This is a genomic window from Nostoc sp. S13, from assembly GCF_029379315.1.
Lineage (GTDB): Bacteria > Cyanobacteriota > Cyanobacteriia > Cyanobacteriales > Nostocaceae > Nostoc.
This window is the reverse complement of the sequence record NZ_JAQYWQ010000001.1, coordinates 65,377-83,022: the sequence shown is the minus strand read 5'-3', so window position 1 is coordinate 83,022 and position 17,646 is coordinate 65,377. Positions and strand designations below refer to the sequence as shown.

Below are 17,646 nucleotides of genomic sequence, written 5' to 3'. Positions count from 1 at the left end.
CTTAAAGATTTGCGAATGTCCTAAGCTATCTGTCCACTGCTATACTTGCTCAAAGTCTCGGCAACAATTGGCAAGGAATTGAGAAAACTCCTAGAGTGTGTGGTGGAGAGGCTCGCATCGCTAAAACTCGTATTCCCATATGGGTACTTGTGGAAGCTCGCCGTCTTGGATATAGTGATGCTGACCTTTTGACAAGCTATCCAACCATTACAGCTACAGATTTAGTTAATGCTTGGGTATATGCAGAAGCTCATCGCAATGAAATCAAATTGGCAATTGAGCGTAATCAGGTAGCCTAGTCGATGGCACGGTTTTACGCAGATGAGCAGTTTCCGTTTCCAGTTGTGGAATTATTACGCGCTTTGGGGCATGATGTTTTGACAGTTCAAGAAGTAGGAAATGCAGACTAAGGTATACCTGATCAGGAAGTGCTAGCATTTGCCATAAGTCAAGAACGCTCGATATTAACTATCAACAGAGATGATTTTATCCGTTTGCATCGTCGTGATTCTAACCACTTCGGTATTATTGTTTGCACGAACAATCGTAATTGGGAACAGTTTGCAGGACGGATAGATGAGGCTGTAACAGCAGAAGAACCGTTGCAAGGAAAACTAATTCGTGTGGTATGTCCAGTCACTTAAAAAGGTTTTGATGGAAAGCGCAAACTTGAAATATTAAGATGCGATCGCCTACATGAATATCTCTTCCCTCGGCGATAGTGATAATATATTTGCCAATTTTGCCAACCAATATGTATCTTATCCTGACTGTCACGCGCACGTAGCGATCGCCGCAGGGTTTCTATGTCCCTATTAGTTTCTTCACCATTGGCAATACGTTTTATTTATACACGAGAAAGCGCTTGAGAATTTTGCTCACTCAAGCGCTTTCCCGTAAAAGCTTATACCAACTCACTCGTTTGATGCAACATTTGAAATCTGCAACACTCCCTGAGGAGGGGCATTGCGGGGATAACTTGTGACAAACATGTAGTGAAATGGTATCACTCCTTGCACTAATTAAGAATATCTCTTTTGCAAGAATACCGGGGATCTGGTGAGTGACAGTTTATGAACTGAACACTAGTTAAAAACGACTCATCATGAATGGTAACTAACAAGACTAAGCAAGATTGTAGCATTTTTGTAAGTATAGTATAAAAACTTATAGTTTCTTAGCGTAAGTGTAGCCCGCCGTAGGCATCGCCTACGTCTAAGTGTAGTTTGATAATATGCAGCAATTAGTAGCATAAATATCTTAACTTCGGTGGCAAATGCACCTAAAAGCATCAGTAGAAAATCGCCATCGAGGAAGGCAGAGAAGTCTTGGATAGTAGCATCAAAGCGATTCTGACTGAAATAAATGATTACCGACTCCATAGATGGAGGTATTCTTTAAAGAATGTCAACCTAAGAACAAATCCTCGACCCAAACAGATTGAAAAGTTTGGGCTGGGTATCTTCTATCTCTTAGTAAACGGTGACATCTAAGTCTTCCGCAGAGTGTAGGAGATTACTTCCTTCGTTGAAGCAAAACGCAGCTTTTTCACCGACGATTCCAGCGATATTGAAAACGATTTCGCGTGTTTCTACAAAAACAACGGAAGCAGATTATCGGTAAGATTTAAGAACTGATCATGTTTCTCATCTATACCAGTGCCTAAAATTGTGAGACGCTTCACCCTTGGGTAAAATAGCCACTCCCCTACGAGCAGACAGCTTAACCTGGCCATCTAGGTGTGTGATAAGATTGCCTAGAACAGAGGTTGAATCTGAGTTGGAATCTCGTATAAATTGCAAAGGTCAAGCTGACCGATGATTAACTCCCACGATACTTTTCCTATAGATTTGGAAAATATACAACAAGGTTGGTGACAAACTGAGTGGAATTTGTAGATGAATATTTAGGATTTTCTACCAGACTTAACCAACTTCCCACAATTTTGACTTTTATTTGACTTGTAGGATACACACATGAACGATAAGCTGATGCTGATGATTCCAGGCCCAACGCCGGTGCCAGAAGCTGCCTTACTGGCATTAGCCAAGCATCCGATTGGACACCGTACCAGTGAATTTAGCAACATATTGGCAGAGGTGACGGAAAACCTCAAGTGGCTGCACCAAACTCAAAGTGATGTGCTGACGCTGAATGTCAGTGGTACGGGTGCTGTAGAAGCTGCAATAATTAATTTCCTCTCTCCAGGCGATCGCATTTTAGTTGGTTCTAATGGTAAATTTGGCGAACGCTGGGTAGAAGTTGGTCAAGCCTACGGTTTGAATGTAGAAGAAGTTAAGGTGGAATGGGGAAAACCCTTAGATACCCGAGTATTTGCCGAAAAACTCCAAGCAGATACCCAAAAGCAAATCAAAGCCGTAATCATTACCCACAGCGAAACTTCAACGGGTGTGTTGAATGATCTAGAAACCATCAACCGCCACGTTAAAGAACACGGTGAAGCTTTAATTATCGTTGATGCGGTGACTAGCTTGGGTGCGTTCAATCTACCCGTGGATGCTTGGGGTTTGGATATCGTCGCCTCCGGTTCCCAAAAAGGTTATATGATTCCACCGGGATTGGGTTTTGTCTCTGTCAGCCCCAAGGCTTGGGAAGCTTACAAAACTGCAAAGCTACCAAAATATTATTTGGACTTAGGCAAATATCGCAAAGCCACAGCCAAAAATACAACTCCATTTACTCCACCGGTGAACTTGATTGTAGCGCTACACACTACGTTGCGAATCATGAAAGAAGAAGGCTTGGAGTCAATATTTGCTCGACACGAACGGCTGAAGAATGCTACCCGTGCCGCCATTAAAGGGTTAAATTTACCCCTATTTGCAGCAGATAGTTCCGCCAGTCCGGCGATTACGGCTGTAGCACCACACGGAATTGAACCGGATAAGATTCGGTCATTTATGAAAAAACGCTTTGATATTGCCCTAGCAGGCGGTCAAGACCATTTGAGTAATAAAATTTTCCGTATTGGTCACTTGGGTTTTGTGAGCGATCGCGATATCCTCAGTTGTATAGCATCTTTGGAAGTTACACTTTCAGAACTGGGCTACGAAGACTTCACCCCTGGAGCTGGTATAGCAGCAGCAGTTAGAGTGTTTAGTCACTCCTGAGTACCGAGTGCTGAGTACTTTTATTCATACTCAGCACTAAATTAAAAGAGACTAACTAACGCTCTTCCATCACTCTGGGAAAAGAAAAATAAGGGTTAATTTTTAAACTTTAGATGGGGCAAGGGTTTGAGGGTTTATTTTTTAACAGAATGGCTGAAATCAAGATTTTTGGTGAAAGTCTTATCCTGTAACGATTCTAGATTATTCTCTTACAAGAGTGATGGAAGAGCGTTAGATAGCTATAAGCAAGTATATTTAAGAGATTGATTTTCTAAAAGCAATTACTTTTGAGCGGAGCAAAGCCTGATATTTTCTTGACTTTACTAGGACTAAGTGTTGGCAAATGGTTAAGCTGTATGAAGATGCACTAAACCATATTTAAGTACAAGAAAGAAAACGAACCGCAAAGGACGCAAAGGACAGAAAGAAAGAAAGAAAGAAAGAAAGAAAGAAAGAAAGAAAGAAAGAAAGAAAGAAGTTAAAAGGGTTTAGCGCAGCCTCACAAAGAAATGGTATTACAAACACAATAATAAAATGCAAAACTTCATCCTGTATCTAGCTTCCCTCTTCTTTATAAAGAGAGGGATTGAGGGTGAGGTAAGCCAGGGACATAAATTGTATGTTATTTAATTCTTATTCCTTTCGATGTGTCCCATCCTAGCGATGCCAAGATTCAGAATATTTATTGCTGCATTTGGATATCTTTGCAACTCGCATCCACAATTACATTTATCTGTGTGTGTTGATAGAGATTTTTTACCGATTACACCGCAGTCACTACATTTTGGCGACGTATATTCTGCTGGAATAGCAAATAGCTTCACTTCCAAATTTACCAGTAGAATATTCTAACCAACGGCTAAAACTAGACCCAGCTACATCATTTATTAATGGACTTGGCTAGATAGTGACTCTTTACCATGCCTTTGATGTTTAAGATTAAAAGTGACTAAGCTGTTAAGCTTGCATACGTTAACTAGTACGATTGGGTTTCCTCTCAACGAGACACCGCCAGAACATTTTGAATTTTGAATTTTGAATTGCTTACCTATGCTGTCTCCAGCCAATCATAAATTTGTTCTAACTGCTCTAGAGTAATCAACCCATACTGCCAAAGAATCATTGCCAATGGGCCTGGATCTTGCTCCCGATGCCGAAGCGCCACCGCCAGTGATGCTGTGGAAATTGCTAAATCTTCTTGCAAAAAATGAATCATTCGAGAATATTTTGATGGTGACATTTGTATCTCACCTCCTTGTGTAGAATGTATTGTCATATATTAAGTTCACTATTGCTCGGTAGCCAGTAGCCAGTATTTTATCTGTCACTGTGCCGTTATCGGCTATACACCCCAGCACAGTTTTTTTAATTTACCTTCAACAGAGGCTGCTCATAGAAGGTCTGAGAAATAGAAATTTTCGTACAAATCATCTGCTCGATTCTCAAGCAGTATTTTTACTTAGTTAAATTGGCTCCATCTGGTTTACTTTTGTGCTTTATTTAATTACACATGTAGTAATCAAGATTCCATAGCCTATACTCTCTTATTGGCGACTATTTACACTTGCGCCCAAGGGAATATTTTTGCAACCAAACCTTAAGACCGCGATTTCAGGTTGGAGACAGTAGAATTTTAGATTATTACCACAGTTTTTAAATGGTAGCGTTACAGATGACTTTTTTCCACAATACGTGACATTTTTTACAAAAAAAATATACATTTCGATAGTATAGGCTTTGAACAGAGCAATCATCCAAATCTTTATCTCCGCAAAGTACTGAAGTCTCAAAATTGAATTTTGACAATATCGCCCACTTTCAATTTCAATTCGGCAGCTCTTCCAGAGCGAAGTTCAATCACCTTATCGATTGGTGTATTGGGGCCATAGGTAGGACAAGGCTCACTTGCACAAGGACGTGCAGCAGCCTGAATATATTTAACTACGCCGTTACGTAGAAATACCATATCCAACGCCACAGGTACATTCTTCATCCAGAAACTGACTGATTGTGCTGAAGGGAACCCAAATAGCATTCCTCGGTCATCTGGCAAAGCTGGTCGATACATCAACCCCATCGCTTGCTGTTCTGGGGTCTGTGCCACTTCTAACTGAATCGTTGTGCCATTAGGAACAGTGGCTTTAGCAGAAATTGGTAGTGTTTGACCTAAATTATCTGCTGCTGGAGTTTGAGTGGAAGGTTTAGCTGTTGTTGGCACAGAACAGCCCATAAGGAAAATACTCAGCAACATCGAGAGCAAACTTAACCGACGAGTCATATAGTTTTTTGATTTTGTAATTTAGATTTCAATTTTACAGTGTTATAAGCAGAAACTGGTTAGGTAGGAGGCATCTGCCCTCAAGCATTCCCAGTCTGAGACTTTTAACGAAGTAACGAGGTACATATTACTAGTACAGTGCGGTAGAAATTCAGCTACCATCTGAATTAATTAGACAAGTTGCTTTGAGCAACTTGTTAAAGGTAAGCAAACTAACGCCACAGTGTACTAGGATTCTCTTAAAACATAGCCGACACCGCGCACTGTCTGAATGAGGCGCTTTTGACCTTCATCTTCGATTTTTAACCGCAAGTAACGGATGTACACTTCAATTACATTCGACTCACCCAGAAAGTCGTAACCCCAAACATTTTCCAGAATTTGTTCGCGAGTTAATACCTCACGGGGATGTTCCATTAAGAATTTTAATAGTTCAAATTCTTTCATTGTCAAGTCAATTGTGCGTCCGTTGTGTATGGCACGGCGAGTTGCTATGTCTAAAATTAAATCCCCAAAGCGTAACTGCTCCGTGGTATCCACATCGGGTTTTAAGTAGAGGCGAATCAACTTCAAAAAGTCTTCTGAGCGGTAAGGCTTGAGGATGTAATCATCCGCTCCAGCTTCTAGACAAGCTACACGATCATCGACTGTATCCCTTGCCATTAAAATTAACACAGGCGATCGCATACCAGTGTTTCTTAGATTTTTGCACAATGACAGCCCTGATTCTCCTGCTAGCATCCGGTCTAAAACAATTAAAGCAGGTTGGCGATCGCGACAGTGTTGCAAACCACTGGTCGCATCATGAGCCAAAATTGATTCATAGCCGGCTTCTTGCAAATCGCAAGAAAGCTGATTTGCTAGGCTCTCATCGGTTTCAATCACCAGAACACAGGGACTTTGAGCAACTGTCATAACAATTTGGGATATTGGATTTGGGATTGTAAAGATATTCAAGAGAAAATCTTTACATCAGTTAAAAGTGCAATTACGAGTTCTTAGTGATGGAACAATGCTGATTTGACACGCTGCTAAGGATCTTTTAGCACGTTCAGGTATCAGCCATCGAATTCTCCGATGCAATCTTAATAACTAACTCCAAATACCATCCTACGGCAGTAATTCTGGAAGGAATCAGTAACTTGGGGAGTGGGGAGTGGGGAATGGGGAGTAGGGAGTGGGGAAGGTGGGGCCCCCTCTGGGGATAAGGGGTAATGGGGAGTGGGGGAAAATGACAAATGACAAATAACTACGGCAATTCTACCGAAGTTGGTTTAGCGATATGTGGCAGACCCCAACCTAATTTTTCTCGTAAAATTCGGAAAAACTCAGGCGGTTGTAGGCGAATAAATCGGACACTATATTGCGATCGCTCCATGTATACTCTATCTTCTGGTAATATATAGCACCCGCCATTGCCATCTACCACCATCACCAGACGAGGGATATTTACTGGGTAGATGTTGACCGATTCAGTATCTGGAAATACCAATGCTCTAGAAGCTAAGGAATGGGGACAAATGGGTACTAGCTGTAAAGCAGGTACGCCAGGAGTCACCACTGGGCCACCAGCACTCAATGAGTAAGCTGTAGAACCAGTAGGCGTAGAAACAATTACACCATCCGCCGCAATATCTACTGGCGCATGACGCCCTATGGCAATTTCAAAATGGCACATAGAGGTCAAAGGTTCCCGGTGCAGCACCATTTCATTCAAGCAGAGGGCTTCCCATAACACTGAATCTCCCCGAAATACTTTGACGGTGAGCATAGCTCGTTCTTCAATGTCATACTCACCCGCCATCGCCTGTTCTAGTGCTTGGGGCAATTGATTCAGGAAAGTTTCTGTCAAAAATCCCATGTGGCCGGTATTCACTGTGAGCAGTGGAATACCACAGGGGGCAACCTGACGAGACGCTGCTAAAACAGTGCCGTCTCCCCCTAACACCACTGCAAACTCCATATCTGAGTCAAAACCAGGGGGCGTCAGACCGTCAATGGGGGTGTGGCACACAGGACTCTCAGGGGTAGAGTAGCCCAGTATTCCACCAATACTCGATGTGATACATACATTCCAACCGGCTGCGGTTAGCTTGTCTTTCAACTCGATAGCGACACGACCCGCTATCGGTTTAATGTCATTGTAGATAATGCCTGCTTTCGGCACACTCAAATATCCAAGTTTAGGCGATGCTCTGTATTATTTGACATTCTCCGCTCTAAATATACGGAGATTCTTATTTCAACGACAGCCTTAAAATTGTCTATCCTTGCGGCAATATTTAAACCTGATACCCGTTCAATAGAACAAAGTACTGAGTCTAATTTAAACAACCCCAGGTGGCTCTATCTCCCTAAGCGTTAGAGAATCGTTTCTCTAGTTTCCGTATGCCGTACGGTACTTTGTCCAATCAATAAATAGTCTTGTTTTCTGGTATGGGTGCGCGTTAGCTACCCTAGCTATGTTTATCGTGGTTTTCGCCGCCCACTATCCATTATTATTTCCTAGCCAGTCGTTTTGGGGTTGGTTATCCATTTCTGCTAGCGGTTATTCTACCTATGGCGTAATCCTATTATACCCTCAAGTGTTCACAGAATATTGGCGGTAGTTAAAACCACCTGAGTGGTCACTGAGCTTGCTTGCCCTGAGCCTGCGCCGTACTCCTACGGGGAAGCAAGCTACGCGCAGCGTCTCGTAGAGAAGGGTCGAAGTTGTCGTTTTTCATCGCCTACCTAAAGGAAAGAATATAAGCTGTTACACATTTAACTTGCATAATTAGGGCGGGCAGGATGCCCATCCCACAAGAGTTATATAAATTTTAGATATGTAAACTAGATGTGGTTTAGCTTAGTACTACGTACCTATTCTTTAGAGGCGCTCATTGTTCCCAGTATTTCTTGTAATCCTTACACATTTTTGGTCATGTAGTCATTAATCTAGAGTCAAATGTCCAGAGTCTAGAGTTTAACGACTAATGTCTGTTTTGTAATGACTATTGACTATTGACTTTTGAAGACTGTTTAAAAGGAGTTTTTTTAGGTTTCTGCTTCTTGCTTTTATTTTTCTCGTAGTCTAACTCTTTGAGCTTCTTCATTATTCGGCTGAAGTACTCTTGTAGATAGCTTTCTAGGGTTGTGGTTTGTTGCTGATCTAAACCAAAGACTGTGTAAACTTCATCCATTGAAGCATTTAACTGTTTACCACTAGCCAATACTTCTGTAAACGCTAGCCTGTCCGCTACATTCCATCCCCACTGAAAGAACCGCATTAAGCCCCGCACAGCACGCAGCAAGTTTATTGGCATCCGCGTTACTCTGGCGTCTTTTCCAGATAAGCGTTCGCACAGGTTGATAATTTCCTCTGCACTCCAAGCACGAGTACCGACTACAGGAAAAGCTTGGTTTTCCGTTTCTGGTACACTCAATGCTCGGATAGCAAACTTCGCAACGTCCTGAGTGTCCATATAGGCGATGGGAGAAGAATTGCCTGTTACCCAAACTGGCTGTGCTTCCAGAATGGGAATCCCGTACTGACCGATTAACCCTTGCATAAACCCAGCTAGCCGCAAGATGGTGTAATTCAAGCCCGACTCAGCCAAAAAAAGTTCTGTACACCGCTTAATTTCCATTAGCGGCACTTCTGGGTATTTATCAGCATCTAAAATCGAAAAGAAGATAAAACGCTCTACGCCTGCTGCTTTTGCTGCTTGAATCAATGCTACTTTGCCATCCCAGTCCACTTGTTTGATACTGAGTGAATCTGTTGGGCGAGATGTTGACGCATCAATAACTTGGGTTACACCTTCTAATCCTTGGGCTAGGCTTTCGGGGTAACGCAAATTTCCTGGTACGAGTTCTGCACCCCATTCTTTGAGAAAAGCTGCTTTTTTACTGCTCCGTACAAGACAGCGTACTTTATACCCTTCATCGATAGCACGACGAGCCACTTGTCTTCCTAAGGTGCCAGTGGCACCGACGATTAATAATGTCATGAGGGTTGTAATAAATTTTAATGTTTTATGAAAATAATGTTATCAGAATAACCTATGCAAACAAAAGTTTACATCTTTTCTCAGAAAATAAATTTATTTGGAGAGAATTATGAGAAAATTGCTGTCCGGTTAACGGACAAGCTTTTTTCCCATTTCGATCAAAAAGGGAGTGGAGAGAATAATAACTCCTAACTCCTAACTCCTAACTCAATTATTCTTCTGTGCCCTGAATTTTCAGTAACAACGCGCCTAAAGCCCAGCCCACGAAGATTAAACCGAAGGATAATAGAGCTGCATTCAAAATTTCGCCGCCCATTGGTGTGATTCTCCTTATGCAAAGTGATGTGTAAACTAGGCCTACCAGAAGCTTTTCAATAGTTGCTGTAGGATTAGACCTGTGTAAATAATTTTAAACTAGTTTAGCAGGTAATCCCTACTGGTTTGGGGGGCAATCCCTACTGTTGAGAGAAGCGAAGATGGGAAATAGGAAAAATTTGATAATAATAATTATGAAGAAATTTCATGTATCAAAATAATCAAGGTAATTTAGTAAATTTTAGCAAACAGAATCGTCCGCGTTTGGCGCTGACGCTGGGAGATCCGGCAGGGATTGGGCCGGAGGTGATTTTGAAAGCTTTAGCAGATGCGGAAATTAGTAAAAAATATGACGTGACAGTTGTAGGTAACGGGGATTTGCTGGCACAGACTTATCGCAAACTGAATTTAACTGAGAATTTAGCAGCTTTGGCAAATCCAGATGAGTTGTCAGTCATCGATGTGCAGTTAGATGAGAAAATTAAAGCTGAAATTATCCCAGGAATAGGTAATGCGGCGAGTGGTGCAGCTAGTTTTGCGTATATGGAATATGCGATCGCTCAAACACTCGCTGGTAAATTTGATGGTATTGTCACAGGGCCGATCGCTAAATCTGCTTGGAAAGCCGCAGGGTATAATTATCCAGGGCAAACGGAACTTTTGGCACAAAAATCAGGTGTTGAGCGTTTTGGGATGTTATTCGTAGCGCGATCGCCCCATACTAATTGGACACTCCGCACTTTACTTGCTACTACACATATTCCCCTACGTCAAGTAGCCGATACATTGACACCGCAGTTGTTGACACAGAAATTAGATTTGTTGGTGGAGTGTTTGAAGAGGGATTTTGGTATAGATAGAGGGAGAATTGCGATCGCAGGTTTGAATCCCCACAGTGGCGAACAGGGACAACTTGGACATGAAGAACAAGATTGGTTAATTCCCTGGTTGCAGCAAGAGCGGCAAAATCGACCACAATTACAGCTAGATGGGCCAATACCGTCAGATACGATGTGGGTTAAACCTGGTCAAGCTTGGTATGGAAATTCTTTAGTACAAAATCCTGCTGATGCTTATTTAGCACTTTATCACGACCAAGGCTTAATTCCTGTGAAGTTGATGGCGTTTGATCGGGCAGTTAATACTTCTATTGGTCTTCCTTTCGTTCGGACTTCACCAGATCATGGAACAGCGTTTGATATTGCGGGTAAGGGAATTGCTGATGCTACGAGTATGAAAGCAGCGATACATTTAGCGGCTGAGTTGGTTATTCAAAGGTTGGCTAAGAAAAATTATCAATGATTATGTCTAGAAATATAACTTCTCACAAAGTACTAATTAAAAGTCTCTAAGACCCATTACAAGCAGTATTTTCCTCATAATTTCAACTGTTTCCCAGTGTTAACACTCCCGCCGGAAAATCCACCACTAACCGTCGATTTTTCAGCCACTGACGACCGAGTAAAAGTTCTGAAACTCCATCACCTGCGTAAACAGGGATATTAAACTCTTGTCCATCTATTCTGACTTTTCCGGCGTAGATATCAAACTTTGCTTCCCCCTTTGCTAGTTGCATATTTCGTTCACCTAAATACACCCAATCAAATTCCTCTAAATCCTGCTTGTCAATTGCTAGCCAGTCTGAAAATCCTGTATCTAGCATGGCATCAACAGGTAATTCTAAACCATCAGCAGTAATCAACTCTATTTCAAAAAATAGTTGCTCCTGATCACCAAATCGACCTTGGATCATATTGTGCCAGCTATTCCTGTCTCATTAATCCGAAATATAAACACCGGAGCGTTCGGGTATAGCTGACGAGACTTATTTATAGCAGCTAATTCATCTGTATCAGTGAAATAGTCTCCACTCTCAGGTTCAACTGCTAAATACCAGTTGTGGTGAGTTTTGATTAACTCTGGCTGAACTAGGTCAAAAATAACTTTACAGCGTTGGTAAAATGCCTCTTGTTGAGCTTTCCATTGAGCTTTTTTTTCTTCTGACCACTGAATATCAGGGAATATTCTTCCCCGACGAGCTGTGCGAGTAGGCTTTGGATCAGTCATTGTTATTTTTCCCAATCTATTTTAAGACTTTATAACTTTATCATCGAAGCTATTTACTAGCTTCAAGTAAAGGCAATTTATAAATACTAGTCATCTGTTTCCGGGCGACTGGTATTTATTTTTTTTGATTTCTTGCTTAGAGGAAGAATAGGTTGACATCTAAAAGTATATGAAGGAAATAAATAAAGAGTTCTACTCCAATAGTCGTGGAGTGGAATAGACTTTAAATATTTTTTTCTGAACGCTTCGCGCTGAAGAAATAAAGAACAGGCTAACACCTGGAAAGTGTGAATGAAGAAAAAGATAAATAAAGAGTTGTACTCCAATAGTCGTGGTGTCCACATGCCTTTAAATATTTTTTCTTAAACGCTTCGCGCTGAAGGGGGAGTGAACTGACTAATTGTAACTGTATTTCCTATTGAGTCACTTTTTGGCTCATAGAGGTTTCTTTTTTTTGACAACTCATGAGGTTTTAATATGCCAGAATTCTTGATTAATCTTTGTGAAATTCCCGGTGTTCCTGTTGGACGTATCTTTGTTCCTCACTCTTTCACAACTAAGCCTAATTTTCTTCGTTGGTATCAATCTATGGAGATTCGCCGTGTCACTTCTCATGTTAGTGGGAAAGTGATTTGGTTTATTGCTCCTATTTCTGAATATCATCGTCTTGCATCTTTTTATCCACACCATCGCCATGCAGCTTATACTCACTATCTTTTGAACTCTGCTTCTACATTCTTTAAAGGGCTGAAACCACCGCACCTGCTTGATAGTGAGTATCTTGACTAATCTTAGTTATCACTCTATATTAAATCTTTGTAACTGGCGCTCCCATCGGAAATACAAACTTTCCCCATCCACCTCGTCTGTCTCTTCACTTTCATCAATGAGGTATTGGTTTTTCTCCTCTAATTCGCGCATATACTGCCTGAGTATACCCCCAACAGCGATCGCTCTACTTTTATGCAGTTGACGGGTTAACTCTAAAAACCATTCTCTATCATCCACCAAATCTGACTCTTTCACCTGATACTTGAGAATTTCTGGGATAAGTAGTGACGGGTTATGATGCTTTGCGATCGCGCTAGTATGAACAATTGGCTGGTAATCAATCCGTAAACACTGCTGCCACAACGCTACCCATTTGGCATAAGAAAGATAGCCATGACTGAAATACGAAGGCGGCACCATTGCCAAAATATGTAAATGCGGGTGTGCTGAGACTCCATCTCTACCTTTAGTCACTTCTGTAGACTTCACCCAGCCTTTCGCAGGCCATACTTTCAATTCAGTGAATCGCTTAAAAGCCTTATTCATCGAATCCAAGTTTTCCCTGAGTTCCTGAATCTGGCAATTCTTTACAGTCAAGGTGACAAATAGCCAACGGTAGTTGGGGTAATCAGTGACAACCTGTGGGAGAATTTTGTAAGCCCTTGCTTTCCACATGAGCGATCGCCGCCATTGACAAACCGGACAATGACGAACTCGACAGAATCGGGCATCTAATAGCTTTAACTTGAGAATACCTTCCGATTCCTCTGGCATTAATTGAAACTTCAGCAACTCGGAACATATTCTCATCCGCCAAGCATACTGCTGAAAATAATGTTCGTTTGCTTTGGCGTAATAATGCAAGACTTTATCACTATTAGCTCTGTGCTTATCCCAAATTTTACCAACAGGTGAAACTTCGGATAAACTCTGTACATTTTGATTTTGTTGGAACTTATCTTGAGAGGATATATTAAAAGCAATAAAGTTACTGTCTGAGGCTTGAGCAGACACAAAATCACCAAATCAGTTTGTATCAACGTCCCAAATTAACGCAAGTTATACGGTCAAGCCTCAGTAAAAGTATCTAAGTAAGTCAGATGTGATGATAATTCATAATTATTAGCCCATGCCTAAATGCAATTTTTGTCTCCATTAATAAACAATGGTACAACTACTCATTAATTACGAATTACGAATTAGTATTTTCATCGGGCACTTCAAACTTGTAACCATAGCCCCGCACAGTTTTAATAAACTCCGGTATGCTGGTATCGACTTCCATCTTCTTACGCAACTGACCAATATGCACATCAACTACCCGTCCATCTCCTATATAGTCACAACCCCAGATTTTTTGGATTAGCTGTGGGCGACTCCAAGCCTGATTAGGATGACTTGCCAAAAAATGTAAAATATTAAATTCCAGCGCTGTTAAAGTGAGAGGCTTATCGTTAAGTGTTACCTCTCGACCCTCTGGGTTAATTGCTAGCTGCTTGAAGATGATACGTTGTGATGGAGAGGGGTTGATGTAGCGTATGCGTCTCAAAAGAGCTTCTACTCTAACTTCAACTTCTGCAAGACTAAATGGTTTAGTCATGAAATCATCAGCACCTGCGCTTAAGATTTTAATTTTATCAGCCTCGTCAGTCCGGCTAGTTAATATCAGCACTAAAACATTAGTACGACTCTGCATTTCTTGGCAGAGGTTATAACCATTAACATCCGGCAAATTCCAATCCAGAATCACTAAAGCAGGATTGAATTGCTCAAACAATGATAAAGCAGACTTCCCATCTGCTGCCGACTCTATTTGATATTTCCGACTTAAAAAACGATAGACGAGATTTCGGACGCCAAAGTCATCATCAACGATCAGAATTTTGGGAGTAGTAGCAGTAACCATAACCATAACTATAATGTTACCTATTGTAGATTGGACGATTGGCTGTTGTACCAATTTTGCTTTACGTGTTTCTATTGAAAGTGTATTCACACGCGTCTCTGCTGAGTGCGATCGCTATTGTAGTACTTGTACACAATTAATTTTCCATGAAGTTCATCAAAACTTCAGCCATCATAATGCTGATAAAATGTATGAGTCTTGTGTGATTTTTGTATAACTTTGAATTTATATTCTCTGATTTTGAACTTTTATACTTAAGATAAGTGTGATTGAAGACCATCTTCATAACCGCAAATAGTCCAGAGAACATCAAATACCACCGTAATTGCTACAACTTGGTTAGAGCAACGCCCTCCCTGATTAATTAGGTATCTACAAAGGCTCACAAACAAAATCATCAGCCAATCTAGATTTTAAACTCCCACTTACCCAAACTTCCTCTAGTTAACGGGTATATCTTATTGAAGAGAGTCTACGAAAATTTATTTACAGTGGATTTACATATATCTACCATCTTAAGTATATACTATACTACAAGTGTCAGCCTGAGACTATGACAAGCCAAGGACTGAGAGCATCACCAGAAGGTATAAGGGCAGCAAAAACAGCTTTAACAGACAAAACTTGGAGTCAGCATAAATTAGCAACAGCTTTAGGCATTACACGTCAACCAGTTTCCAAATTTTTTGCAGGTGAGTCGGTTTCACGCTCTTGTTTTGTGCAAATTTGCCAACAGCTAGGGTTATCTTGGCAAAAGGTTGCTGGCTTACCTGAAGGTGTGGCATTTGAGGTAACTACTAAGGCGCAATTCCAAGGTGCTGACCTCGATACACTGGTGCGGGAAGTGCGTCAAAAGCGCCAAGATAAAATCTAAGACCAGTGCAATATTTTGCAAATGTTGGATATTGCTCAGACAGTCCAACTGATGGACATTTACACCAATTTTAATGTCTTAGAGGAGATAACCAGCCTGCAATGGCGAGAAGCTTCTGACCTATTGAAAGACTTCAAATCGGAATCGGACTTTACTCAACTTGGAGGACACAAGCGTCAGAGAAGATTACCAGGATTAGAAGCAGTATTACGGCACTCAAAACTGATGATATTGGGTAAACCAGGGTCAGGTAAAACTACATTTTTACAATACCTAGCGATTGAATGTAACAAAGGCGAGCTTCAACGAAATCGCATAATAAGTTTTATTAGGATCAAAGAATTTGCTGAAGATGCCAAAAGTTACAACGAATTCAATCTCTTGAACTACATCAGCCAAGAATTTCTCAGTTGTGGTGTTGAACAGGAATCAACTAAAATTCTGCTGGCTGAGGGCAAACTGCTGATTTTGCTAGATGGATTAGATGAAGTCCCAGCAGAAATGGCAGATAAAGTCACAATAGAAATTCGGAGATTTACCCAAACTTTTTACAAAAATCAGTTTGTTATTAGCTGTCGGATTGCTGCCCAAAAATATAGATTTCAGGGATTTAATGAAGTTGAAGTAGCAGACTTTAACCAAGAGCAAGTAGAAGTTTTTGCCAAAAATTGGTTTGTTGCAGTTGCTCTTAAGTCCAGTGAAGATGGGGAAGCCATAGGAAATTTATTTATTAATCAGCTACATCTGCCAGAAAATCAGCATATCCGAGAATTGGCAATTACTCCACTACTGTTGCATTTGATTTGTTTGGTGTTTCAAGTCAAAGATGAATTTCCTTTAAATCCAGGCAAGTTATATGAGCAAGCACTGAACATTTTGTTGATAAGATGGGATGAAGTCAGAGGAATTAAACGCGATCGCATTCCTCCTAATCTGACTTTTATAAATAAGAAAAAGCTGCTTTTTCAGCTTGCAACTATCACTTTTGAGCAAGAATATTACTTTTTTGAACAAGAAAAAATCCTGCAAGTTATGGGTGACTATCTAGAACCCTTACAAATAGATAATGAAGCAGTGATCAAAGCCATTGAGGTAGAAAATGGGTTATTAGTGGAAAGGGCACAGGGAATTTACTCTTTTTCTCATCTAACGTTTCAAGAGTATTTCACGGCTCGAAAAATTGTTGAAAGTTACCCAAACTATGCTTTGAATAATCTAGTCAGTCACATAACTGAAAAGCGCTGGCATCAGATATTTTTACTAACTGTTAGTATGTTGCCGAATGCTAATGAAATATTACAGTTAATGAAGCAAAAAATTGATTTGCTAGTGGCTGTCGACGAAAGATTACAGTATTTTCTAACCTGGCTGCATCAAAAATCTAGTTCAGTCTCTATCTGTTACAAAGCAGCAGGCGTTCGTGCTTTTTACCTTGTTTGCGTTGAGCGAAGCTCTTGCCATAGGTATAACGCCTTTGTCTATACTTCTGGTTATGACCTTGAATGCGCTCTTGTTGGTAACATCGCTTTTGACCCTGAACTCGTACTTGATGAGTTTCTATTCAGTACCATTGCCTGCATTAATGAGCTTGACTTTGCATTTGAGCATACCCTCAACGATGCCCTTGATCATGCACATGCCCTTGTTATTACCTTTGATAAAGCTGTTGACCTTGTTGTTGATCCTAAATTGAAGCAAGTGCTGCAAAAACTCAAAAAACAACTACCAAAAATAGACAGCAATCCAGAAAAATTTAGGGATTGGTGGCAAGCTAAGGGGAAAGCCTGGGATGAACAATTAAGAGGTATGCTGATTAAGTATCGCAATATTGGTTACAATTGGCAGTTTAACGAACAGCAAAAAGAATTGCTTCAGCAATATTACGATGTCAATAAATTGCTGGTAGATTGCCTCAACAGCGCTACTTGTGTAACTTCAATAGTGCAGCAAGAGATTGAAGAGACATTATTGTTAGCGATCGCAGATATTGAAAAGGTACGTAATTCCTTTACTAATGTCTGAATATTTTTAATTTTTAGACTATTTTCTTATTAATTAGGTAGCAGATTTAATAAATTTAAATTTATTAAATCTGCTTCTGAATAATTAAAGATTAGAAATATAAAAATTAAATATATTTAATTAAATTAATAGAGAAAATGGCTTCCGATAGTCTAAGTTGACTATATTAGCAATGCCTTAAATGGTAGAAAATATTTCACTTAACCAGTCTATCTCAGGAGAGAGTTTGAGGATATTCATCCCAGAGAAAGAGCAATTAAATATGCTTAGTCCGTTAAATTGCTCTTAAT

At 40.6% G+C, this 17,646-nt stretch carries 18 protein-coding genes and 1 pseudogene; 7 read left to right on the top strand and 12 right to left on the bottom strand.

The features are described 5' to 3' along the window. Positions 1 to 29: 29 nt before the first annotated feature. Together PUQ00_RS00395 and PUQ00_RS00390 are read left to right on the top strand one after the other, a co-directional pair. On the top strand, positions 30 to 299 hold the full coding sequence (locus tag PUQ00_RS00395) for a DUF433 domain-containing protein (protein WP_300412159.1): 270 nt from the start codon (positions 30 to 32) through the stop codon (positions 297 to 299). 3 nt (positions 300 to 302) lie between these two features. After that, positions 303 to 644: pseudogene (locus tag PUQ00_RS00390) on the top strand (DUF5615 family PIN-like protein). Here PUQ00_RS00390 and PUQ00_RS32675 read toward each other — a convergent pair. Beyond that, a complete protein-coding gene (locus PUQ00_RS32675) occupies positions 637 to 777 on the bottom strand; it encodes a hypothetical protein (protein WP_366145942.1) in 141 nt (46 codons plus the stop codon). The pseudogene PUQ00_RS00390 and the gene PUQ00_RS32675 sit on opposite strands and share 8 nt — an antisense overlap. A gap of 1,199 nt (positions 778 to 1,976) precedes the next feature. Between PUQ00_RS32675 and PUQ00_RS00380 the strand changes: the two genes are divergently transcribed. Next, on the top strand, positions 1,977 to 3,131 hold the full coding sequence (locus PUQ00_RS00380) for an alanine--glyoxylate aminotransferase family protein (RefSeq protein WP_300411988.1): 1,155 nt from the start codon (positions 1,977 to 1,979) through the stop codon (positions 3,129 to 3,131). 626 nt (positions 3,132 to 3,757) lie between these two features. On the opposite strand, the gene PUQ00_RS00375 is transcribed toward PUQ00_RS00380, so the two are convergent. From PUQ00_RS00375 to PUQ00_RS00345, 7 genes are all read right to left on the bottom strand, one after another. Continuing rightward, positions 3,758 to 3,955, bottom strand: a complete 198-nt coding sequence (locus PUQ00_RS00375) for a zinc ribbon domain-containing protein (protein ID WP_300411985.1) — start codon at positions 3,953 to 3,955, stop codon at positions 3,758 to 3,760. 224 nt (positions 3,956 to 4,179) lie between these two features. After that, positions 4,180 to 4,407 (bottom strand): DUF2949 domain-containing protein, encoded by a 228-nt coding sequence (locus PUQ00_RS00370; protein WP_300411982.1) that lies wholly within the window; start codon positions 4,405 to 4,407, stop codon positions 4,180 to 4,182. Between the two features lie 510 nt (positions 4,408 to 4,917). Next, a complete protein-coding gene (locus tag PUQ00_RS00365) occupies positions 4,918 to 5,409 on the bottom strand; it encodes a DUF192 domain-containing protein (protein WP_300411979.1) in 492 nt (163 codons plus the stop codon). 228 nt (positions 5,410 to 5,637) lie between these two features. Then, entirely contained in the window at positions 5,638 to 6,324 is a 687-nt protein-coding gene (gene nblR, locus PUQ00_RS00360; protein WP_300411976.1) for a response regulator transcription factor NblR, read from the bottom strand. Positions 6,325 to 6,658: 334 nt separating this feature from the next. Further along, positions 6,659 to 7,576, bottom strand: coding sequence for an NAD(+) kinase (locus PUQ00_RS00355; protein ID WP_300411973.1), 918 nt, complete (start codon positions 7,574 to 7,576; stop codon positions 6,659 to 6,661). Between the two features lie 826 nt (positions 7,577 to 8,402). After that, positions 8,403 to 9,401, bottom strand: a complete 999-nt coding sequence (locus PUQ00_RS00350; protein WP_300411970.1) for an SDR family oxidoreductase — start codon at positions 9,399 to 9,401, stop codon at positions 8,403 to 8,405. Positions 9,402 to 9,612: 211 nt separating this feature from the next. After that, entirely contained in the window at positions 9,613 to 9,717 is a 105-nt protein-coding gene (locus tag PUQ00_RS00345; RefSeq protein ID WP_292752220.1) for a PetM family cytochrome b6-f complex subunit 7, read from the bottom strand. Between the two features lie 206 nt (positions 9,718 to 9,923). Between PUQ00_RS00345 and pdxA the strand changes: the two genes are divergently transcribed. After that, positions 9,924 to 11,018: a 4-hydroxythreonine-4-phosphate dehydrogenase PdxA gene (pdxA, locus tag PUQ00_RS00340; protein WP_300411966.1), complete on the top strand. Its 1,095-nt coding sequence runs from the start codon at positions 9,924 to 9,926 to the stop codon at positions 11,016 to 11,018. An 82-nt stretch (positions 11,019 to 11,100) separates the two neighbouring features. On the opposite strand, the gene PUQ00_RS00335 is transcribed toward pdxA, so the two are convergent. Then, positions 11,101 to 11,469 (bottom strand): aspartyl protease, encoded by a 369-nt coding sequence (locus PUQ00_RS00335; protein WP_300411963.1) that lies wholly within the window; start codon positions 11,467 to 11,469, stop codon positions 11,101 to 11,103. Beyond that, complete coding sequence (locus tag PUQ00_RS00330; RefSeq protein ID WP_300411960.1) at positions 11,466 to 11,783, bottom strand: hypothetical protein; 318 nt, start codon at positions 11,781 to 11,783, stop codon at positions 11,466 to 11,468. The genes PUQ00_RS00335 and PUQ00_RS00330 overlap by 4 nt, the downstream gene beginning before the upstream one ends. A 477-nt stretch (positions 11,784 to 12,260) precedes the next feature. On the opposite strand from PUQ00_RS00330, the gene PUQ00_RS00325 reads away from it, so the two are divergent. Then, on the top strand, positions 12,261 to 12,572 hold the full coding sequence (locus tag PUQ00_RS00325) for a hypothetical protein (RefSeq protein WP_300411957.1): 312 nt from the start codon (positions 12,261 to 12,263) through the stop codon (positions 12,570 to 12,572). A gap of 9 nt (positions 12,573 to 12,581) precedes the next feature. Here PUQ00_RS00325 and PUQ00_RS00320 read toward each other — a convergent pair whose 3' ends face one another. Next, positions 12,582 to 13,568 (bottom strand): protein rep, encoded by a 987-nt coding sequence (locus PUQ00_RS00320; RefSeq protein ID WP_300411955.1) that lies wholly within the window; start codon positions 13,566 to 13,568, stop codon positions 12,582 to 12,584. Between the two features lie 178 nt (positions 13,569 to 13,746). After that, complete coding sequence (locus tag PUQ00_RS00315) at positions 13,747 to 14,466, bottom strand: response regulator transcription factor (protein ID WP_300412157.1); 720 nt, start codon at positions 14,464 to 14,466, stop codon at positions 13,747 to 13,749. A 547-nt stretch (positions 14,467 to 15,013) separates the two neighbouring features. Here PUQ00_RS00315 and PUQ00_RS00310 point away from each other — a divergent pair. Both PUQ00_RS00310 and PUQ00_RS00305 read left to right on the top strand, forming a co-directional pair. Then, positions 15,014 to 15,334, top strand: coding sequence for a hypothetical protein (locus tag PUQ00_RS00310; RefSeq protein WP_300411953.1), 321 nt, complete (start codon positions 15,014 to 15,016; stop codon positions 15,332 to 15,334). A 21-nt stretch (positions 15,335 to 15,355) separates the two neighbouring features. Further along, entirely contained in the window at positions 15,356 to 17,356 is a 2,001-nt protein-coding gene (locus tag PUQ00_RS00305; protein ID WP_300411950.1) for an NACHT domain-containing NTPase, read from the top strand. Positions 17,357 to 17,646: the final 290 nt, after the last annotated feature.